The organism is Klebsiella sp. KE9456 (genome assembly GCF_043832615.1).
GTDB lineage: Bacteria > Pseudomonadota > Gammaproteobacteria > Enterobacterales > Enterobacteriaceae > Klebsiella > Klebsiella indica.
Map to the genome: position 1 here is coordinate 1 of NZ_JBDYQK010000010.1, position 21,518 is coordinate 21,518.

Here is a 21,518-nt window from a genome sequence, read left to right on the forward strand (position 1 = left end):
CAGAGACTTGGTATTCATTTATTGTCCGAAGACATTAAGAATCCATGTCACTTTGAGTGCCCACACAGATTGTCTGATAAATTGTTAAAGAGCAGTTGCGACGCGCTTCAGCGCTCTGTCGCGAGGTCCCGTATAATACGTTTTCCTCATTCAGAGTCAAGCGTTAATTTTTGCTTTTCCCTGTCGGTTTTCACGGTGACTTTTCACCGCTTAACCCCGCTGACCCGGCGGCTTGCGTGCCGTTGTTCCGTGTCAGTGGAGGCGCATTATAGGGAGTAATTCCGGTGTGACAAGGGGTAATTGCAAAAAACTTTCCAACTGTCTCTTTTTTCATCATTTTACTGTGTAATATGACAAAAACCGTTATTTTGCCGTTTTAACCAACCAGGTAAGCCGCCAGATGGCATACTGGCAGAGTCGAAAAGAAAGGAACTGCATTTATGTCTTTAAGCGCACAGCAACTGGCGGCACAAAAAAATATCTCCTGGGTTTTAGCGGAGAAACTGGCTCAAAAAATACTGACCGGTGAATATCAGCCAGAAAGCATTCTTCCGGGAGAGATGGAATTAGGCGAACAGTTTGGTGTAAGCCGTACCGCTGTGCGTGAAGCGGTTAAGACACTGGCAGCAAAAGGAATGCTTCTGCCACGCCCACGCATCGGAACCCGGGTTATGCCCCGCAGCAGTTGGAACTTTCTCGACAAAGAGTTACTGTCATGGTGGCTCACAGAAGATAACTTTGCAGAGGTTGTGAACCATTTTCTCATTATGCGCAGCAGCCTGGAGCCTCAGGCCTGCTTTCTGGCGGCAGCATCAGGCACTTCAGAACAAAAAGCGCAGCTCAATACCTTAATGGAGGAGATGGTTGAACTGAAAAGAAATTTTCAGCGTGAACGCTGGATTGACGTCGATATGGCCTGGCATGAACACATATATGAAATGAGCGGAAACCCTTTCCTGACCTCTTTCGCCTCCTTATTCCATTCGGTCTATCATACCTATTTCACGTCGATTACTCAGAATGAAGTAGTAAAGCTGGATCTTCATCAAGCAATAGTTGACGCAATTCTGGACAACGACGGTCCACGAGCATTTAACGCTTGCCAGGCGTTATTGAGCGCACCACCCCATTCAGGCAAATAACAAGGGCATCGAATGACCGGAAAAAAAGGGCACAGTATGGCCGGGCTGCCGTGGATTGCAGCAATGGCCTTTTTTATGCAGGCGCTGGACGCCACCATTCTGAATACCGCCCTCCCGGCTATCGCCCACAGTCTCAACCATTCTCCACTAGCGATGCAATCAGCTATCATCAGCTATACACTTACCGTAGCCATGCTTATTCCGATCAGCGGCTGGCTGGCCGACCGCTTCGGCACACGGAAAGTGTTTATCATCGCCGTGAGTCTGTTTATTCTGGGTTCGCTTGCCTGCGCCCTGTCGGGTTCACTGATGGAGCTGGTCATCTTCCGTGTCATTCAAGGCATCGGCGGAGCGATGATGATGCCGGTGGCGAGGCTGGCATTATTGCGCGCTTATCCACGTAGTGAATTACTGCCGGTATTAAACTTCGTTACGATGCCCGGACTGGTCGGCCCGATACTCGGACCGGTACTCGGTGGCGTCCTGGTCACCTGGGCCAGTTGGCACTGGATTTTCCTGATCAATATTCCCATTGGCATTATCGGGATTATTTACGCCCGCAAATATATGCCGAATTTCACCACCCCCAGACGCCGTTTTGATTTGTCAGGCTTTCTGCTATTTGGCTTCAGTCTGGTGCTGTTTTCCAGCGGAATAGAACTGTTTGGCGAAAAGCTCGTTGCGACATGGATTGCCCTGATTATCCTTGCCTTGAGTATTGTTTTACTGGTGATCTATATTCGCCACGCGCGCCATCATCCCACACCGCTCATTTCGCTTTCTTTATTTAAAACACATACGTTTTCCGTAGGCATTGCGGGGAATCTGGCCACCCGCCTCGGCACCGGGTGCGTTCCGTTCCTGATGCCTCTGATGCTACAGGTCGGCTTTGGCTATCCGGCGATTATCGCGGGCTGCATGATAGCGCCTACGGCTATCGGTTCAATTATCGCGAAATCAACCGTCACGCAGATTCTTCGCTGGTTTGGCTACCGGAAAACGCTGGTTGGGGTCACGGTATTTATCGGACTGATGATTTCTCAGTTTTCACTGCAATCACCGGATATGGCGCTCTGGATGCTGCTATTACCGCTATTTGTACTGGGAATGGCGATGTCCACTCAGTTCACAGCAATGAATACCATCACTCTCGCAGATTTGACCGATGAAAACGCCAGCAGCGGTAACAGTATGCTGGCGGTTACCCAACAACTCTCCATCAGCCTCGGTGTCGCCATAAGCGCAGCAGTACTGCGCTTTTATCAAGGATTCGATAGTGCAAATACTATTGAACAGTTTCACTACACCTTTATTACCATGGGGGCGATCACCGTGGTATCGGCGCTGGTATTTACATTATTAAGCGCGAAGGATGGCCGTAATCTGATTAAGGAGCGGCACAAGCATTAGGCTGAGCCGCGAATCACCAGTTCCGGCGTCAATTGGACACGCTGTTGTTTTTGTTCTGGCTCGGCCATACGGTGGATTAGCACATCAATGGCCAGTTCGCCCAGTTCATCTTTCGGCTGATGAATGGTGGTCAGCGGTGGCGTCATGTAGCGCGCCAGTTCAATATCGTCATAGCCCACCAGCGCCATATCCTGCGGAATATGCAATCCTCGCTGATAAAGGGCCTGATAGGCGCCCACCGCCATAGCGTCGTTACCGACAAATACCGCCTGCGGTCGCTCAGGCAGATCCAACAGCTTCTGCATGGCGCTAAACCCACCGCCAAATTCAAAATCGCTGCTAATCACATATCCTTCAGGTACAACTAACCCGGCGCGAGCCATCGCTGAGTGATAGCCTTCCAGACGTAGCCGCGACGGCGTTTTATCCAGCGGCCCGGCAATGCAGGCGATCCTTATATAACCTTGATCAATCAGATACTGCGTCGCCATATCGCCTCCCAGCAGAGAGTTATCCTGAATCAGGTCGCTATCGCCGTCGAATGGTGCCCAGTCCATCATTACTGTCGGTACAGAAGGATAGCGCTGCATAATCTCCGGGGAAGGTTGGTGAGTTTCAGTGCACAACAGCAGTAAACCATCGACGCGCTTTTGCATCAGCGTTTCCAGATTGCGGTTCATACGCTGCTCATCGCCTTCGGTATTACACAGCACGAGACTGTATCCGCGTTCAAAACAGCTACGCTCCACGCCGCGTACCAGCTCCGAGTAAAAGGGATTGGTACTGGCGGTAATGAGCATGCCTATGGTGCGAGTTTGATTTAATTTGAGGCTGCGCGCCAACGCAGAGGGCGCATAATTCAGGCTCTTAATCGCAGCATTAACTTTAGCGGTAATGGCGTCGCTGACGAAGCGATCTTTGTTGATGACATGAGAAACCGTCGAAGTGGAAACGCCCGCAATGCGGGCTACATCCTTCATGGTGGCCAAGCGTTACCCCTGTTGACGTAAAAATTCGTCTATCTCTTCTCGCCATGGCACGGAGGGCTGGGCGCCTTTACGGGTGACCGCGATCGCCGCGGCAGCATGGGCAAAACGAATCGCTTCAGACAGTACGCTGCCTTCAAGTAACGCGGTAACCAGGGCACCGTTAAAAGTATCGCCAGCGGCAATGGTATCAACTACCTGCACGTTAAAGCCAGGAACCCGGCGACTTTCACCGTCGCTGCTGGCCCAGACGCCACGGCTGCCAAGCGTAATAATCACTGTACCGATACCTTTATCATGGAGCACATTCGCCGCTTTTGCCGCATCATCGTCATTTTCCACTCGAACACCGGTCAGCTTTTCCGCTTCGGTCTCGTTAGGGGTAATAATATCCACCAGCGCTAACAGTTCATCAGGCAGTTCACGGGCTGGAGCAGGATTGAGTATCACTAAAGTCTGATTCTGGTGTGCGATTTTCGCCGCCGCCAGTACGCTTTCCAACGGTGATTCCAGTTGCATCAGCAATGCCTGCGCGCCGACGATACGATCTTTTTCTGCCTCAACCTGAGCAACGGAGAGCGCAGCATTAGCGCCGGCATGAATACCAATAGTATTTTCGCCTTCAGCGTTCACAAAAATCAGCGCCACGCCAGTTGATTCACCGGCAACGGCTCTGACTGGCGCGACATCGATGTTATCGCTTTTCATCTGGCGACAAATACGTTCGCCAATATCGTCATCGCCGGTACAGGCAATAAAGGAGATATTTGCTCCGCTACGCCCGGCAGCAACAGCCTGGTTTGCACCTTTACCGCCAAAGGCGACCTGATAATGATGACCAGTGACCGTTTCCCCCGGTGTAGGGAAATCGTCGAGGTTGAGGATATGATCGACGTTGATACTGCCAAGGACGACAAGTCTGCCTGCGGTTTTCATAATCAATATTCCCGGGAAGCGCGCCACCGGAACCCGGTGGCGCATGCCCTGCTTTTCTTTATTATGTTGTCCCTCGGACTGTCACCAGCCCGAATAACACATTATTGCTTAATGACCAGTTTCAACTCAACCGGGTAGCTGGCATCCACTTTTTCGCCCTTCAGCACTTTATCGGCAATCTCAACACCCTTCACGCCGATCTGTTCCGGTAACTGGGCGATGGTCGCAGCCAGTTTGCCACTTTTTACCGCTTTCTCGCCATCCGCAGTACCATCAAATCCAACAACCATCACATCAGATCTACCCGCAGTTTGCAGCGCACGCAGGGCGCCCAGCGCCATCTCATCATTCTGGGCAAATACCGCCTGCACATCCGGATGCGCCGTCAGCAGGTTTTGCATAACGTTCAGGCCCTTAGTACGGTCAAAATCTGCCGGTTGGCTGGCCAGAACGTTAAATTTATGCGCAGCAACGGCCTGCCGGAAACCTTCTCCACGTTCGCGTGCCGCAGATGTCCCCGCAATCCCCTGTAATTCAATGATTTTCGCTTTGTCGCCAAGTTTCTTCGCGATATAGTCACCGGCCATTTTGCCACCAAGCACGTTATCGGAAGCAATATGGCTAACCACTTCGCCTTTTGATGCCTGGCGGTCGAGAGTGATGACCGGAATTTTGGCCTGGTTCGCCAGCTTCACAGCGTTGCCAACCGCATCAGAATCCGTTGGGTTAATCAGCAGCAATTTCGTGCCGCGAACGGTTAAATCCTGAACGTTGGCCAGTTCTTTTGCCGGGTTGTTCTGCGAATCCAGCACCACCAGGTTATACCCCAGTTTGTCAGCTTCTTTTTGCGCGCCATCTTTCAGCGAGACGAAGAACGGATTGTTAAGCGTAGAGATAACCAGAGCGATGGTATCTTTGGCCATCGCGTTTGCGCTAATGGTCGCACTTAACGCGACAGCAGAGACCAGGGTCGCCAGTTTTTTCATATTCATAGTTAAGATGTCCTGTAGAGTTCTCAGTTACTGCTTCTTGTTATCTACCAGTACCGCCAGCAAAATGACCACCGCTTTCACGATCATCTGGTAATAGGATGAAACACCTAATAAATTCAGGCCGTTGTTCAGAAAACCAAGGATCAACGCCCCAATTAACGTGCCGACAATACGGCCTTTACCGCCAGAAAGACTGGTACCGCCGAGCACAACCGCAGCTATCGCATCCAGTTCATAACCGGTGCCCGCCGTCGGTTGCGCGGAAGAGAGACGAGCGACTTCAATAATTCCGGCCAGCGAGGCGGTCATGCCGCATAAAGAATAGACGATGATTTTAACTTTATTGACGCTGATGCCGGAAAGGCGCGTTGCTGCCTCATTACCGCCAAGCGCGTAAATATAACGACCGAGACGAGTCTGGTGCAGCATGTACCAGGCGGCGAGAAAAACAATCGCCATAATCCATACCGGGGTAGGGATCCCCAGCGGGCGGCCAATCCCGAACCAGCCAAACAGATCGGCATTGTCGGTAAAGCCGGTATTTACCGGGCTACCATCGGTATAAACCATGGTCACACCGCGCAACAGCAGCATCATCACCAGCGTGGCGATAAATGCCTGGACTCGCCCTTTCGCCACAATCACGCCTGTGACTGCGCCGATGGCCGCGCCTAATGCCAGCGCAGCGACAACAGCCACCAGCGCGTTCACCTCAATCCCGACAATTGATGCGGCTACCGCCCCGGTAAGCGCCAGCAGGGAACCGACGGACAGGTCGATACCTGATGTCAGAATAACCAGCGTCATTCCCACCGCCATAATGGCGTTAACTGACGTTTGTTGCAGAATATTGAACAGGTTATTCACGGTAAAAAAGTTGGGGCTCATGGTGGAAACAATCGCGATCAGCACCAACAGGGCAATCAACGATTTTTGCTCCATCAGCCACGCTTTTGTGAAATAGCGACGACCAGAAACAGCCGGGTTATTCATCTTTTTTACTCCTGATTCACTCGGTTAAGCTTGCCCACGGCGGCAGCCATCAATACTTCCTGAGTGGCCTGCTCGCGTGTGAATTCACCGCCGAGATGCCCTTCATGCATCACGATGATGCGATCGCTCATACCCAGCACTTCTGGCATCTCCGAAGAGACCAGAATGATGCTCAGCCCTTCAGCTTTAAACTGGTTAATCAGTTGATATATTTCTTTTTTCGCGCCCACATCCACACCGCGAGTCGGCTCGTCGAGGATCAACACCTTCGGGCGGGTCATCAGCCCACGAGCTATCGCGACCTTCTGCTGGTTACCACCAGAAAGCAGTCCAATGGACTGCTCCATCGAGGGCGTTTTTACATTAAACAAACGGATAAAATCACTCACCGCCTGCTGTTCATCTTTGTGTTTGAGGCTCCCCCCACTGCGGCTGAAGTAACGCAGTGCGGTGAGGGACATATTTTCTTTGACCGACATGCCCAACACTAAGCCATCGCGCTTACGGTCTTCAGAAATGTAGACAATACCGTTCGCCAGGCCATCCTGCGGAGAACGAGTCACCACTTCGCGCCCATCAAGCGTGACCGAACCGCTGCTGCGTGGCAGAGCGCCGTACAGCACCTTCATCAGTTCAGTACGCCCCGCGCCCATCAGCCCGGCAACGCCAAGAATCTCGCCCTGATGCAACGTAAAGGAGATGTTTTCCACACCCGAACCACACAGGTTATCAACCTTCAGACGAACCGCACCTGGCGCTTTATCCAGATGCGGATACTGATCTTCCAGCTTGCGACCCACCATCATCTCAATCAGCAGATCTTCATTCAGACTGGCGACTTCGCGCTCGGCGATAAACTGCCCGTCGCGGAAAACCGTAACATCATCGCAAATCTCAAAGATCTCTTTCATACGGTGGGAAATATAGACAATACCGCGGCCCTGCGATTTCAGTTCACGGATCACGCGGAACAGGGATTCGGTCTCGGTATCGGTCAGGGCGTCGGTCGGTTCATCCATAATGATGACCTTCGACTCGAAACTGAGGACTTTAGCGATCTCCACCATTTGTTGATCGCCGATTGACAGATCGCCCACCAGCTTTTGGCTATTGAAGCGTAAATTCAGCTTCGCCAGCAGCTTGTCGGCTTCGGCATACATCATTTTCCAGTCGATTTTGCCAAAGCGATTGACGAACTCTCGACCGAGGAAAATATTCTCAGCAATCGTCAGTTGCGGGATAAGATTAAGCTCCTGATGAATGATGCCGATACCGGCTTCCTGAGAGAATTTGGGGCCGTTAAACGTGGTCTCTTTCCCCAACCACAACAACGAGCCCGCGTCGCGGGAGTAGATACCGGTCAGCACCTTCATCATGGTGGACTTACCGGCGCCATTTTCCCCGACCAGCGCCATCACGCGCCCTGGATAAACGTTTAGCGAAGCGCCGGAAAGCGCCTTGACGCCAGGAAAGGCTTTATCGATGCCTTTTAATTGCAATAAGGCTTCCATATTAACGGCCTCAGAACGTGACGCCGGCGCAGAGAATAATGTTCGCATACGGGGAACACTCCCCGCTGCGAATCACCGCCTGACTATCCGCGGTTTCTTTTTTGAACTGCTCATGACTGGTGTAACGAATTTCAATGGTGTTTCCCTGGTGTTGCTGCAGTTGCTCAAGATGGCTGAGCAACGTTGCGTGGAGCTGCGGATTAAGCGTTTTAATCTCTTCCGCGAGGATAGCCGCTTCAACCTGCATTTCGCTCGTCACAACCTCCAGAACCTGCATAAAGGAGGGCACCCCGTGAGTTAATGCCATATCAATACGCGCGCTGCTGCCGGGAATGGGTAACCCGGCGTCACAAACCACCAGCGTATCGGTATGACCCAGACGGGAAATGACCGACGAAATATCAGCATTAAGCACGATACCTTTTTTCATTTTCTCTTTTACTCCACGAGCGAAACGTTTCGCTGAGGTAAGTATGAGCACGACAAAAACAAAAAACCATCAGCAAGAGTAAGAATTGTGATCGCTATCGAAACGTTTCGCACACGGGAGAAAAGAAAGAGGGAACAGTTCAAATAACAAAAACCCTTCACGAAGAAGGGTTTTAACTAATCAGATCTCAACCTGGGTTCCGAGCTCAATAACCCGATTAGGCGGAATTTCGAACTGATCAGGCGCCCGCAAAGCATTGCGCTGCAGCAGAAGATACAGTTTGCCGCGCAGACGCAGATACCAGGGGCGTTTGCCGATGATCAGCGATTCATGCGACATAAAGAAGGAGGTCTCCATCATCCGGCAGCTCAAACCTTCCAGCCCGCAACGGTGGAAAACCTCTTCGACGTTCGGCGTTTCGCGCCAGCCATAGCTGGCAACCACCCGCCAGAATGAAGGCGACATTTGCTCGATTTGTACGCGGCGAACGTTATGCACGTATGGCGCATCTTCGGTACGCAGCGTCAGCAGAATGACTCGCTCATGCAGCACCTTGTTATGCTTCAGATTATGCAACAGGGCAAAAGGAATCACGTTCAGCGCACGGGACATGTACACCGCGGTGCCGGGTACGCGCACCGGCGGCGATTTCTCAAGAGATGAGATCATCGCCTCCAGAGAATTACCATGCTCATGCATCCGGCGCAGCAGGCGAAAACGCTCGCTCTTCCAGGTGGTCATGATGATGAACATGATTAAACCAAGCGTCAGTGGCAGCCAGCCGCCGGAGACTATTTTATCCAGGTTGGCCGAGAACAGCGGGACATCAATGCACATAAAGGCCAGCAGCAACAGCGCCACAACAAACTTATTCCAGAGCCAGTTTTGCCGCGCCACCGTCGTGAACAGAATGGTGGTCAGCACCATCGTCCCGGTAACCGCAATACCGTATGCGGCAGCCAGATTCGACGAATGCTCAAAATTAACAATAACAATAACCACCGAGATATAGAGCAACCAGTTGATAAACGGGATGTAAATCTGGCCCGACTCCATTTCCGATGTATGAATAATACGCATCGGCGACAGGTATCCCAGGCGCACCGCCTGGCGAGTCAGCGAGAAGACCCCGGAGATAACCGCCTGAGAGGCGATAACCGTCGCCAGGGTGGCGATAATCAGCATCGGAATCAATGCCCACCCCGGCGCCAGCAGGAAAAACGGGTTTTTAATCGCTTCCGGATGTTTTAACAACAGCGCGCCCTGGCCAAAATAGTTTAGCACCAGAGAAGGTAACACCACCGAAAACCACGCCAGGCGAATAGGTAATTTACCGAAATGCCCCATATCGGCATAAAGCGCCTCCACACCGGTAATCGACAGAACCACCGCGCCCAGCGCCACAAAGGAGACAGTTTTATATTCGAGGAAGAAGTGAACCGCCCAGTAGGGGTTCAGCGCCTGCAGAACGACCGGATTAGCAAAGATGCTACGCGCGCCAAGCACTGCCAGCAGCAGGAACCAGATTAGCATGATCGGCGCGAACAGCTTGCCCACCATACTGGTGCCGTGTTTTTGAATAACAAACAGCAGCGTCAGGACGATAATGGATATGGGGACAACCCAGGTATCCAGATCCGGGGCGATAATTTCCAGCCCCTCTATCGCCGACATCACAGAGATAGCAGGAGTAATCACCACCTCACCATAAAAAAAACTCCCACCGATAAGCCCGAGGATCACCAGAACGGATGTCGTTCGGGCAGACGTATTTCGTCCCGCCAAAGACATTAACGTCAGTATTCCACCTTCACCGGCATTATCCGCCCGCATAACGAAGGTAATATATTTGAGCGATACGGTGAGAATTAATAGCCAGAAAATGAGCGACAGGAAGCCAAAAACAGCATCATGCTCCACGCCGAAGCCAAACTGACCAGACAGACATTCACGAAGTGTATACAGTGGGCTGGTACCGATATCGCCGTATACCACGCCGATTGCCGCCAGCGTTATTGCCGACAACGATTGCTTATTATCAGAGCTCATAGACTAGTCTTTTCGTTTATACACAGCACTGTTCAGGCTGCCTCTGCGTTAGCTGCGCTCAGAAACCCGAGGTCATCTTTATGACGCTCCGAAGAATTCATCCCTTGCCGCCTTGACGCATCCTGAACAATTTTGTGTATATCAAACAGATGTGTTCCTGATCCCTTGGCCCACAAAAAGCGCACAGTATGCACGATTATTTGCTGAATCGTACCCCTAACCGACATCATCTTAACCTGAAGCAAAGAAAATAAATGGATTCTTCGGTCTATTACCACCCCTGATCAAGCATCTATACTCGACTCAACAACGACATCCTGAAAAGCACGCAACTCAATTATGGCTCAATCACATTTACTGGCAGAAAGAATTTCCCGTCTCAGCGCCGCTCTTGAAAATGGACTCTTTGAACGCAGCCATGCAATACGGCTTTGCCTGCTTGCTGCGCTAAGCGGCGAGAGCGTTTTTCTGCTGGGCCCGCCGGGTATCGCCAAAAGCCTGATAGCCCGTCGCCTCAAGTTTGCTTTTCAGCAAGCCCGCGCGTTTGAATATCTGATGACCCGCTTCTCGACGCCGGAAGAAGTCTTTGGCCCGCTCTCCATCCAGGCGCTGAAAGATGAAGGCCGCTACGAACGTTTAACCACGGGGTACCTGCCGGAAGCCGAAATTGTTTTTCTCGATGAAATCTGGAAAGCCGGTCCGGCGATCCTTAACACGCTGCTTACGGCGATAAACGAACGTCATTTCCGCAATGGCGCGACCGAGAAAAAAATCCCCATGCGCCTGCTGGTGGCGGCATCGAACGAATTACCTGAAGCGGACAACAGCCTCGAAGCTCTCTACGATCGTCTGCTCATCCGTTTGTGGCTCGATAAGGTACAGGACAAAACCAATTTCCGTTCAATGCTGATAAGCCAGCAGGATGAGAACAACAATCCCGTTCCGGCTAATTTGCAGGTCAGCGACGAAGAGTTCCGGCAGTGGCAACAGGATATCGGCAACGTCAAGCTACCGGACAGCGTTTTTGAACTGATTTTCCAGCTGCGCCAGCAACTGGATACGCTGCCAAATGCGCCTTACGTTTCAGATCGTCGCTGGAAAAAAGCCATCCGCCTGCTGCAGGCCAGCGCCTACTTTAGCGGCCGCGATGCGATTGCGCCTGTCGACCTGATCCTGTTAAAAGATTGCCTGTGGCACAATATTGAAACCATGAATCTGATGTCCGCGCAGCTGGAAACCTTAATGACCAGCCACGCCTGGCAGCAGCAGGCGATGCTTACCCGACTGGGGGCGATTCTCCAAAGGCGTATTCAGCTTCAGCAACAGCACAGCGACAAAACCGCGCTGAAGGTAACGCGCCTGGGCGGAATGTTTAGCCGTAAACCCCATTATGAACTGCCTGCGTCTGTGCAGGATGCCACCTTAACGCTGCTCCTCCAGCAGCCGCTCAAACTACACGATCTGGACGTTATTCATATTACATTTGTCCGTGACGAGCTATCCCATTGGCTGGAAAAAGGCGGTGAGATCCGCGGTAAACTCAACGGTATTGGTTTTGCCCAGCCGTTGAATATGGATGTCGATACCAGCCAGCACCTCGTCGTACGCGATGTCAGTTTACAGGGGTCGCGTCTCTCTCTGCCCGGCAGCGAATCGCAGGAAAATATGCCGACCGAAATCAGGCAGCAGTTAGAAGCACTGGATGACGAGTGGCATCAACAGCATCACCGATTCAGTGAACAACAAAAGTGTCTGTTTATTCCCGGTGAGTGGCTGGGGCGAATTGAAGCCAGCCTGCAGGACGTCGGGACGCAGATTAAACAGGCGCGCCAGTCATGACGCTGGACATGCTGAATGTCATGCTGGCAGTCGGCGAAGAGGGAATGATCGATGAGATGCTGCTGGCGCTGCTGGCGGCACCTCAGTTAGCCGTTTTCTTTGAAAAATTTCCTCGGCTTAAAAATATCATCGCGGACGACATTCCCCGCTGGCGTGAAACGATTAAATCGCGGCTAAAAGAAACTCACATTCCCGCCGAACTGGATGCGGAAGTTCAGCGTTATCAACAATCTCAACGGCTTTCCACCTCGCAGTTCATCGTCCAGCTCCCGCAAATCCTGAACCAACTGGACAAGCTTCACTCCCCTTTTGCCGCCCAGGCGCAGCAACTGGTGGCGAACAACCCCACGTTTACCCCGTCATTACATACGCTCTTTCTCCAGCGCTGGCGTCTGAGTCTGGTGGTGCAGGCAACCTCTCTCAATCAGCAGTTGCTGGATGAAGAGCGCGAGCAACTGCTAAGCGAAGTTCAGGAACGAATGACCCTCAGCGGACAACTGGAGCCGGTGCTGGTGGAAAATGATAACGCCGCCGGACATCTGTGGGATATGAGCGCCGGAGAACTGAAGCGTGGGGATTATCAGTTGATCGTTCGCTATGGTGATTTTTTAACTCAACAACCTGAACTCATGCAGTTGGCCGAGCAATTGGGTCGCGCACGTGAAGCGAAAATGGTGCCCAAAAAAGATGCGCCGATGGAAACTTTCCGCCGTCTGGTACGCGAGCCAGCCACCGTGCCAGAGCAGATCGACGGACTTCAGCAGAGCGATGATATTCTGCGTTTGCTGCCGCCGGAGCTGGCGACGCTTGGCATTACCGAACTGGAATTTGAGTTCTACCGTAAGCTGGTGGAAAAGCAACTGCTGACCTATCGACTACACGGCGATGCATGGAAGGAAAAAATCACCGAGCGCCCGGTCACTCGCCAGGACGTCGATGAACAACCGCGCGGACCGTTTATCGTCTGCGTCGATACCTCCGGTTCTATGGGAGGGTTTAATGAACAGTGCGCGAAAGCGTTTTGCCTGGCGCTGATGCGCGTTGCGCTGGCGGATAACCGCCGCTGCTTTATTATGCTGTTTTCCAGCGAAGTAGTGCATTACGAACTCACCAGCCCGCAGGGCCTGGAACAGGCGATCCGCTTTTTAAGCCAGCGTTTTCGGGGGGGTACTGATCTGGCCAGTTGCTTGCGGGCCATTATTGAGCGAATGCAAAACCCGCAATGGGTGGACGCTGATGCGGTGGTCATTTCCGATTTTATCGCCCAGCGCTTGCCGGATGAGGTAATCAATAAAGTGGGAGAGCTACAGCGTAAATATCAGCACCGTTTCCATGCGGTTGCGATGTCAGTACACGGTAAGCCCGGCATTATGCGCATTTTCGACCATATCTGGCGCTTTGATACCGGGTTACGCAGCCGCCTGTTGCGACGCTGGCGACGTTAAGCCGTCATTAAAGAAGCGCGGTAACGCTTTGACGAACCTGCTGCGGCCATACGCCGCACTGGACCTGACCAATATGCTCAAGCTGCAGAAGCAGCATGGTCAGGCGAGACTGGCCAATGCCGCCGCCGATAGTCTGCGGCATTTCTCCGCGCAGTAGCGCCTGATGCCAGTCCAGCAGCAGGCGATCCTCATCACCGGTGATGGCAAGCTGGCGTTTCAGCGCCTCAGCATCCACGCGAATCCCCATGGAAGAGAGTTCGAATGCATCTTCCAGAACCGGGTTCCACACCAGAATATCACCGTTCAGACCAGCAAAACCTTCCGTCGTCGGCGTACTCCAGTCATCATAATCCGGCGCGCGAACGTCGTGACGCTTGCCGTCAGACAGCTTACCGCCAATCCCCATCAGGAATACCGCCCCAAGCTCTTTGGCGATTGCCCGCTCGCGGCCCTTAGCGTCAAGCTCCGGGTAGCGGCTTAAAAGCTCCTGGCTATGGACAAACTGGATCGTCTCCGGCAGAAACGGCTTGAGGCCAAATTCTTTACTGACGGCGTCTTCGGTAGCTTTGATCCCGGCATAGATCGCGGCAACGGTTGATTTCAACGTTCCGCAGTGGCGTTCTTCGTCGCCCATTACGCGCTCCCAGTCCCACTGATCAACGTAAACGGAATGGATGGCGGTTAACCGGTCTTCATCGGGGCGAAGGGCTTTCATGTGCGTGTACAGCCCTTCTCCCGCACTGAAATCATGTTGTCCCAGGGTTTGACGCTTCCACTTCGCCAGTGAATGAACCACTTCAAACCGGGCATCTGGCAGCGTTTTCACTTTCACCTGCACCGCTTTCTCGCAACCAGAAAGGTTATCCTGGGTCCCGTCTCCCACACGGCTTAAGATTGGCGCCTGGACTTCAATCAGGCCGAGCTTCTCTTCAAGCTGACGGGAAAAGTGAGACTTAACGAAACTAATCTGTCGTTGTTTGGCGATATATGCGGTTTTCATTATTTATAACTCCTGCGTCCTGTTGCCACTGATTAAGCAACAAAAGCGCGATACAATTCAATAATCCAACAACAAAAAGGTCATCATAGTTTTAATCCATTAAAATATAGCGCTAAAATAGAGTGATCCATCAAACTTCATAAGAAAAAGCTATGGAAAATTATCAGATCGACAATCTGGATCGCGGCATCCTCGAAGCCTTAATGGCCAACGCGCGCACTGCCTATGCAGAACTGGCAAAACAGTTTGGCGTCAGTCCAGGAACCATTCACGTCCGGGTAGAGAAAATGAAGCAGGCGGGGATCATTACCGGCGCCCGTATAGATGTCAGTCCAAAACAGCTGGGTTACGACGTGGGTTGCTTTATCGGTATCATTCTGAAGAGCGCGAAAGATTATCCTTCCGCCCTGGCAAAACTGAATAGCCTGGATGAAGTAACGGAAGCGTATTACACCACCGGCCACTACAGCATCTTTATAAAAGTGATGTGCCGATCGATCGATGCCCTTCAGCATGTACTTATCAACAAGATCCAAACAATTGATGAAATTCAGTCCACTGAAACATTGATCGTCCTGCAGAACCCGATTATGCGTACCATTCGCCCCTGATCGGGCCTTTTAATCCCACATTTTTCCACAGGTAGATCCCAACTCTCACACAGCGTACAATACGCCACTCTGAATAGTTGAGGGGCGATCATGGCAGACATTACTCTTATCAGCGGTAGCACCCTGGGTAGTGCGGAATATGTATCAGAACATCTGGCGGAAAAGCTTGAAGAGGCTGGTCACAACACGACTATTCAGCACGGTCCATTGATTGAGGATCTGCAAGCAGAAGGGATCTGGCTGGTTATCTCTTCAACCCACGGGGCTGGCGATATTCCCGATAACCTGGTGCCATTTTACGAAGCGTTACTGGAGAAGCAGGTCGATCTTTCTGCGCTCCATTTTGGCGCGGTCGGCATCGGTAGCCGTGAATACGATACCTTCTGCGGGGCGATTGATAAGCTCGAAACAGCGCTCAAAGCCTGCGGAGCAAAACAGATCGGCGAAACGCTGAAGATTAACGTCCTCGAACACGAGATTCCTGAAGATCCGGCTGAGATTTGGCTGGGATCCTGGAAGAATTTGCTCTGAGAAATGTAAAGATCCTATTTTTTTCTGTGGATAACCATGCTTAAAAGCTTGGATCAACCGGTAGTTATCCAAGTATAACCGTAGATTGTTTTTTGTGCTGTGTATAACCATTCATTTTGATCCCAGCTTATACGGACCAGGATCACCGATCATTCACAGATAGTGATCCTTCTTAAGCGTTTGATCTTAAATCGCGGATCTGACTTATCCACAACATGAGTCGATCCTAATAAGAGATCACAATAAAACAGATCTCTAAATAAAAGATCTTCTTTTTAATACTCAGGATCCCGGCGCTTTCTCCGAAGGTGAAAGTTGAGTAGAATCCACGGCCCGGGCTTCAATCCATTTTCAAACCGCTTTATGCGAGGCATACCACATGTTTTATCAGGATCCTTTTGACGTCATCATCATTGGCGGGGGTCATGCAGGCACTGAGGCCGCAATGGCCGCAGCGCGTATGGGGCAACAGACCCTGCTTTTGACACACAATATCGACACGCTGGGGCAAATGAGCTGCAACCCGGCAATTGGCGGTATTGGGAAGGGACACCTGGTAAAAGAAGTGGATGCACTCGGCGGGCTGATGGCAAAAGCCATCGACCAGGCGGGTATCCAGTTTAGGATACTAAACGCAAGCAAAGGTCCGGCCGTTCGTGCAACCCGCGCGCAGGCGGATCGCATGTTATATCGCCAGGCGATACGTACGGCACTGGAGAATCAGCCGAACCTGATGATCTTCCAGCAGGCGGTTGAAGATCTGATTGTTGAGAACGATCGCGTCGTGGGCGCCGTGACCCAAATGGGGCTCGAATTCCGCGCTAAAGCCGTTGTTCTTACCGTCGGGACGTTTCTCGACGGCAAGATCCATATCGGTCTGGATAACTATAGCGGCGGTCGCGCCGGTGATCCGCCGTCGATCCCGTTATCTCGCCGTCTGCGTGAACTTCCGCTGCGCGTCAGCCGTCTGAAAACCGGGACACCACCGCGTATTGACGCACGCACCATTGATTTCAGCGTTCTGGCGCAGCAGCACGGTGATAATCCAATGCCGGTTTTCTCGTTTATGGGGGATGCTTCCCGGCATCCGCGCCAGGTACCGTGCTACATCACGCACACTAACGAAAAAACCCATGACGTTATCCGCAATAATCTTGATCGTAGCCCAATGTACGCCGGCGTGATCGAAGGCATTGGCCCACGTTATTGCCCGTCGATCGAAGATAAAGTGATGCGTTTTGCCGATCGTAACCAGCATCAGATTTTCCTTGAGCCGGAAGGGCTGACCTCTAACGAAATTTATCCGAACGGTATCTCCACCAGCCTGCCGTTCGATGTGCAGATGCAGATCGTTCGCTCAATGCAGGGAATGGAAAATGCGAAAATCGTTCGCCCTGGTTATGCCATTGAGTACGATTTCTTCGATCCGCGGGACCTGAAACCAACGCTGGAGAGCAAATTTATCCAGGGTTTATTCTTCGCCGGGCAAATCAACGGCACGACAGGTTACGAAGAAGCGGCCGCGCAAGGCCTGCTTGCTGGTCTGAACGCCGCCCGTCTGTCCGCTGAAAAGGAGGGCTGGGCGCCTGCGCGTTCTCTGGCTTACCTCGGCGTGCTGGTGGACGATCTCTGCACGCTGGGTACCAAAGAACCGTACCGCATGTTTACCTCCCGTGCGGAATACCGCCTGATGCTGCGTGAAGATAACGCCGATCTGCGTCTGACCGAAGTAGGGCGTGAACTGGGTCTGGTGGATGATGAACGCTGGGCGCGCTTTAACGAAAAACTGGAACGCATTGAGCGTGAACGTCAGCGCCTGAAAGCAAGCTGGGTTAATCCTCAGGCGGAGAGCGCAGCGGAAGTTAACGCTCATCTGACAGCGCCTTTGTCTCGCGAAGCCAACGGCGAAGATTTGCTCCGTCGTCCGGAGATGACCTACGAACAGCTGGTGCAACTGTCGCCGTTTTCGCCGGGTCTTGACGATCAGCAGGCGGCTGAGCAGGTGGAAATTCAGGTAAAATACGAAGGCTATATCGCGCGTCAGCAGGATGAGATCGAAAAACAGCAGCGTAATGAAAATACTTTATTGCCAGCCACTCTTGATTATCGGCTGGTTAACGGACTGTCGAACGAGGTGATTGCTAAATTGAACGATCATAAGCCATCTTCGATAGGACAGGCATCGCGCATTTCCGGGATCACCCCGGCGGCAATCTCCATTTTGTTGGTGTGGCTGAAAAAGCAGGGAATGCTGCGCCGCAGCGCCTGATCTTTCCCTGAACGATACATTAAGCGGATAACGTATCCGGTATCCGCCCGATTCATTTCTCAGCCCGGTCAGCGTATCGCCTCCGGGCTCATTATTTTTAGACAGGTACTGACCGTGCTCAATAAACTTTCTCGCCTGCTTGACGAAGCGAGTATTACGCTTACCGATCACCAGAAAAACCAATTGGTGGCCTACGTGGGCATGTTGAATAAGTGGAACAAAGCCTACAACCTGACATCCGTTCGCGATCCGAACGAGATGCTGGTGCGCCATATTCTCGATAGCATTGTCGTTGCACCCTACCTTAAAGGGACACGTTTTATTGATGTGGGTACCGGGCCTGGGTTACCGGGGATCCCGCTGGCTATTGTGCGTCCTGAGTCCCACTTTACCTTGCTGGACAGTCTCGGTAAGCGCGTGCGTTTCCTGCGGCAGGTACAGCATGAGTTAAAGCTGGATAACATCACCCCGGTGCAAAGCCGTGTAGAAGCCTTCCCGGCTGAACCGCCGTTTGATGGTGTGATTAGCCGGGCATTTGCGTCGCTAGCTGACATGGTGAGCTGGTGCAAGCATTTGCCTGCTGAGAACGGACTTTTCTATGCGCTCAAGGGATTAGCGCAGGAAGATGAAATGGCAAATCTGCCTCAGGGATATACCGTTAATGAGGTTCGTGAGCTACATGTTCCGCAACTGGAAGGGGCGCGTCACCTGGTCGTGATTCAGGCAAAAAAAATTTAATTTTTATCAAAAGATGTGACAAAAAGCCGGATTATGCATGTTACAGAAATACTGGTTTCGGCAGAGGATTACTGAAGACGCTTTAACCTTGCTTTTACTGCGCCTTTTCTTTCGGTTAACTTTGTCACCTGCTTTACACACTAAATAGTCAACATTGAAAATATCAGTATGCTAAAAATCAAGGAGATTGCAGCCCATAGTGATGTTAAAAAATTATTATGGATGTCAATGAAAGGTTTTTATTGTATATGGTGTTGTTTTAGAAAAAATACCTGATTTTTATGTTGATTATCAAAAGGATGAAAAAATGCGTTTTATGTACAGAATTAATTCAACGATAAGCTCAATGTTTATTATGTGATCTAAAGCACGCTTTAATTGCCGTGTTTTCGCGTTGTTTGCGGTTTTGTACCCGTGCTCACAGATTGATGAAATTCAGGAAAAGTTGTCAGTCGGAAGATAATTAAACATTTATTCACTATTTTGCTACTTATTGTTTGAAATCACGAGGCGTCACCGTATAATTTGTCCGCTTTTTGATGCTTGACTCTTCGCCTCAAAGGACGTTTTATACGACACGCGACATACCTCAAAGGGAGCAGGAGTAAAAACGTGATGTCTGTGTCGCTCTTGAGTCGAAACGTTGCTCGTAAGCTTCTGTTTATTCAGTTACTGGCGGTAATGGCAAGTGGACTGCTGTTTAGCCTCAAAGACCCTTTCTGGGGCATCTCCGCCGTTAGCGGAGGTTTGGCGATTGTGTTGCCAAATGTAATTTTTATGATTTTTGCCTGGCGTCATCAGGCACATACACCTGTTAAAGGCCGTGTGGCCTGGACCTTCGCTTTCGGCGAAGCCTGCAAGGTGTTGCTGACCTTCACCCTTCTGGTGGTGGCGCTGGCGGTTTTCAACGTGGCATTTTTGCCGCTGATAGTGACGTGGGTTTTGGTGCTGGTGGTACAAGTTCTGGCGCCAGCTGTAATTAACAACAAAGGGTAAAAGGCATCATGGCTTCAGAAAATATGACGCCGCAGGATTACATAGGACATCACCTGAAGAACCTTCAGCTGGACCTGCGTACATTCTCGCTGGTGGATCCGCATAACGCCCCGGCCACCTTCTGGACGCTCAACATTGACTCCATGTTTTTCTCAGTGGTGCTCGGTCTGTTGTTCCTGTTTATGTTCCGCAGCGTGGCGAAAAAGGCGACAACCGGCGTTCCTGGCAAGTTTCAGACCTTTATTGAGATGATCATCGGCTTCGTCCATGGCAGCGTCAAAGATATGTACCATGGCAAGAGCAAGGTCATTGCGCCGCTGGCTCTTACCGTGTTCGTCTGGGTATTCCTGATGAACCTGATGGATCTGCTGCCAATCGACCTGCTGCCGTACATCGCTGAGCACTGGATTGGTCTGCCGTCATTGCGTGTCGTACCGTCCGCTGACGTCAACATCACTCTGTCGATGGCGCTGGGCGTGTTTATCCTGATTCTTTTCTACAGCATCAAAATGAAAGGCGTGGGCGGGTTCGTTAAAGAACTGACTCTGCAGCCGTTCAATCACTGGGCGTTCATTCCTGTCAACTTAATCCTTGAAGGGGTAAGCCTGCTGTCTAAACCTGTATCATTGGGTCTGCGACTGTTCGGCAATATGTATGCCGGTGAGCTGATTTTCATTCTGATTGCTGGTCTGTTGCCGTGGTGGTCACAGTGGATTCTGAATGTGCCGTGGGCCATTTTCCACATCCTGATTATTACGCTGCAAGCCTTCATTTTCATGGTTCTGACGATCGTTTATCTGTCGATGGCATCTGAAGAGCATTGATTTTTTACCAACATACTACGTTTTAACTGAAACAAACTGGAGACTGTCATGGAAAACCTGAATATGGATCTGCTGTACATGGCTGCCGCTGTGATGATGGGTCTGGCGGCAATCGGTGCTGCGATCGGTATCGGCATCCTCGGGGGTAAATTTCTGGAAGGCGCCGCGCGTCAGCCGGATCTGATTCCTCTGCTGCGTACTCAGTTCTTTATCGTTATGGGTCTGGTGGATGCTATCCCGATGATCGCTGTAGGTCTGGGTCTGTACGTGATGTTCGCCGTCGCGTAGTAAGTTGTTCGAAAGAAACCAAGCCACAGAGTAATTTTTTAAGAGGTATTGTGCTGTGAATATGAACGCAACAATCCTCGGCCAGGCCATCGCGTTTGTTCTCTTCGTATGGTTCTGCATGAAGTATGTATGGCCGCCTTTAATGGCAGCCATCGAAAAGCGCCAGAAAGAGATTTCTGACGGTTTAGCTTCTGCAGAACGCGCTAAGAAAGATTTGGACCTTGCACAGGCCAACGCGACCGACCAGCTGAAAAAAGCGAAAGCAGAAGCCCAGGTGATCATCGAGCAGGCGAACAAACGCCGTTCGCAGATTCTGGACGAAGCGAAAGCTGAAGCAGAACAGGAACGCACTAAGATCGTCGCACAGGCGCAGGCTGAAATTGATGCCGAACGTAAACGTGCTCGTGAGGAACTGCGTAAGCAGGTTGCTATCCTGGCTGTTGCTGGCGCCGAGAAGATCATCGAACGTTCCGTGGATGAAGCTGCTAACAGCGACATCGTGGATAAACTTGTCGCTGAACTGTAAGG

At 51.5% G+C, this 21,518-nt stretch carries 20 protein-coding genes; 12 read left to right on the forward strand and 8 right to left on the reverse strand.

Annotation, left to right across the window (positions count from 1 at the left end; genetic code table 11):
- Positions 1-440: 440 nt before the first annotated feature.
- Complete coding sequence (locus ABK821_RS11715; RefSeq protein ID WP_138362624.1) at positions 441-1,142, forward strand: FadR/GntR family transcriptional regulator; 702 nt, start codon at positions 441-443, stop codon at positions 1,140-1,142.
- Positions 1,143-1,154: 12 nt separating this feature from the next.
- Entirely contained in the window at positions 1,155-2,552 is a 1,398-nt protein-coding gene (mdtD, locus tag ABK821_RS11720) for a multidrug transporter subunit MdtD (protein ID WP_142503245.1), read from the forward strand.
- On the opposite strand, the gene rbsR is transcribed toward mdtD, so the two are convergent.
- The 7 genes from rbsR to kup form a co-directional block, all read right to left on the reverse strand.
- Positions 2,549-3,532, reverse strand: a complete 984-nt coding sequence (gene rbsR, locus ABK821_RS11725) for a ribose operon transcriptional repressor RbsR (protein ID WP_171034933.1) — start codon at positions 3,530-3,532, stop codon at positions 2,549-2,551. The two genes, mdtD and rbsR, sit on opposite strands and share 4 nt — an antisense overlap.
- 12 nt (positions 3,533-3,544) lie before the next feature.
- Positions 3,545-4,474 carry a ribokinase gene (gene rbsK, locus ABK821_RS11730; RefSeq protein WP_343178180.1) on the reverse strand — a complete coding sequence of 310 codons (930 nt, stop codon included), beginning with the start codon at positions 4,472-4,474 and terminating at the stop codon, positions 3,545-3,547.
- Between the two features lie 101 nt (positions 4,475-4,575).
- Positions 4,576-5,466: a ribose ABC transporter substrate-binding protein RbsB gene (rbsB, locus tag ABK821_RS11735; RefSeq protein ID WP_138362620.1), complete on the reverse strand. Its 891-nt coding sequence runs from the start codon at positions 5,464-5,466 to the stop codon at positions 4,576-4,578.
- 27 nt (positions 5,467-5,493) lie between these two features.
- Entirely contained in the window at positions 5,494-6,459 is a 966-nt protein-coding gene (rbsC, locus tag ABK821_RS11740; protein ID WP_343178181.1) for a ribose ABC transporter permease, read from the reverse strand.
- Positions 6,460-6,464: 5 nt separating this feature from the next.
- Positions 6,465-7,970, reverse strand: a complete 1,506-nt coding sequence (gene rbsA, locus ABK821_RS11745; protein ID WP_142503243.1) for a ribose ABC transporter ATP-binding protein RbsA — start codon at positions 7,968-7,970, stop codon at positions 6,465-6,467.
- Positions 7,971-7,980: 10 nt separating this feature from the next.
- Entirely contained in the window at positions 7,981-8,400 is a 420-nt protein-coding gene (rbsD, locus tag ABK821_RS11750) for a D-ribose pyranase (RefSeq protein ID WP_308562206.1), read from the reverse strand.
- Between the two features lie 180 nt (positions 8,401-8,580).
- Positions 8,581-10,449, reverse strand: a complete 1,869-nt coding sequence (gene kup, locus ABK821_RS11755) for a low affinity potassium transporter Kup (protein ID WP_142503242.1) — start codon at positions 10,447-10,449, stop codon at positions 8,581-8,583.
- A gap of 339 nt (positions 10,450-10,788) precedes the next feature.
- Between kup and ravA the strand changes: the two genes are divergently transcribed.
- The gene (gene ravA / locus ABK821_RS11760) at positions 10,789-12,288 is read left to right on the forward strand and encodes an ATPase RavA (protein ID WP_308562203.1); all 1,500 of its coding nucleotides are present in this window, start codon (positions 10,789-10,791) and stop codon (positions 12,286-12,288) included.
- Positions 12,285-13,733 carry an ATPase RavA stimulator ViaA gene (viaA, locus tag ABK821_RS11765; protein WP_138362614.1) on the forward strand — a complete coding sequence of 483 codons (1,449 nt, stop codon included), beginning with the start codon at positions 12,285-12,287 and terminating at the stop codon, positions 13,731-13,733. Before ravA ends, viaA begins: the two co-directional genes overlap by 4 nt.
- A 7-nt stretch (positions 13,734-13,740) precedes the next feature.
- On the opposite strand, the gene asnA is transcribed toward viaA, so the two are convergent.
- Positions 13,741-14,733 (reverse strand): aspartate--ammonia ligase, encoded by a 993-nt coding sequence (gene asnA / locus ABK821_RS11770; RefSeq protein ID WP_142503239.1) that lies wholly within the window; start codon positions 14,731-14,733, stop codon positions 13,741-13,743.
- Positions 14,734-14,885: 152 nt separating this feature from the next.
- Between asnA and asnC the strand changes: the two genes are divergently transcribed.
- The 8 genes from asnC (at position 14,886) to atpF (ending at position 21,516) form a co-directional block, all read left to right on the forward strand.
- The gene (gene asnC / locus ABK821_RS11775) at positions 14,886-15,344 is read left to right on the forward strand and encodes a transcriptional regulator AsnC (protein ID WP_138362612.1); all 459 of its coding nucleotides are present in this window, start codon (positions 14,886-14,888) and stop codon (positions 15,342-15,344) included.
- A gap of 90 nt (positions 15,345-15,434) precedes the next feature.
- Positions 15,435-15,875, forward strand: a complete 441-nt coding sequence (gene mioC, locus ABK821_RS11780) for an FMN-binding protein MioC (protein WP_138362611.1) — start codon at positions 15,435-15,437, stop codon at positions 15,873-15,875.
- 379 nt (positions 15,876-16,254) lie between these two features.
- Positions 16,255-18,144: a tRNA uridine-5-carboxymethylaminomethyl(34) synthesis enzyme MnmG gene (mnmG, locus tag ABK821_RS11785; RefSeq protein WP_343178182.1), complete on the forward strand. Its 1,890-nt coding sequence runs from the start codon at positions 16,255-16,257 to the stop codon at positions 18,142-18,144.
- A gap of 114 nt (positions 18,145-18,258) precedes the next feature.
- On the forward strand, positions 18,259-18,882 hold the full coding sequence (gene rsmG, locus ABK821_RS11790; RefSeq protein ID WP_138362609.1) for a 16S rRNA (guanine(527)-N(7))-methyltransferase RsmG: 624 nt from the start codon (positions 18,259-18,261) through the stop codon (positions 18,880-18,882).
- Positions 18,883-19,497: 615 nt separating this feature from the next.
- Complete coding sequence (gene atpI, locus ABK821_RS11795) at positions 19,498-19,878, forward strand: F0F1 ATP synthase subunit I (RefSeq protein ID WP_138362608.1); 381 nt, start codon at positions 19,498-19,500, stop codon at positions 19,876-19,878.
- 8 nt (positions 19,879-19,886) lie between these two features.
- Entirely contained in the window at positions 19,887-20,702 is an 816-nt protein-coding gene (gene atpB / locus ABK821_RS11800; RefSeq protein ID WP_138362607.1) for a F0F1 ATP synthase subunit A, read from the forward strand.
- 48 nt (positions 20,703-20,750) lie between these two features.
- The gene (gene atpE, locus ABK821_RS11805) at positions 20,751-20,990 is read left to right on the forward strand and encodes a F0F1 ATP synthase subunit C (RefSeq protein WP_000429386.1); all 240 of its coding nucleotides are present in this window, start codon (positions 20,751-20,753) and stop codon (positions 20,988-20,990) included.
- Between the two features lie 55 nt (positions 20,991-21,045).
- Positions 21,046-21,516 carry a F0F1 ATP synthase subunit B gene (gene atpF / locus ABK821_RS11810; protein WP_110276038.1) on the forward strand — a complete coding sequence of 157 codons (471 nt, stop codon included), beginning with the start codon at positions 21,046-21,048 and terminating at the stop codon, positions 21,514-21,516.
- The last annotated feature ends 2 nt before the right edge of the window (positions 21,517-21,518 follow it).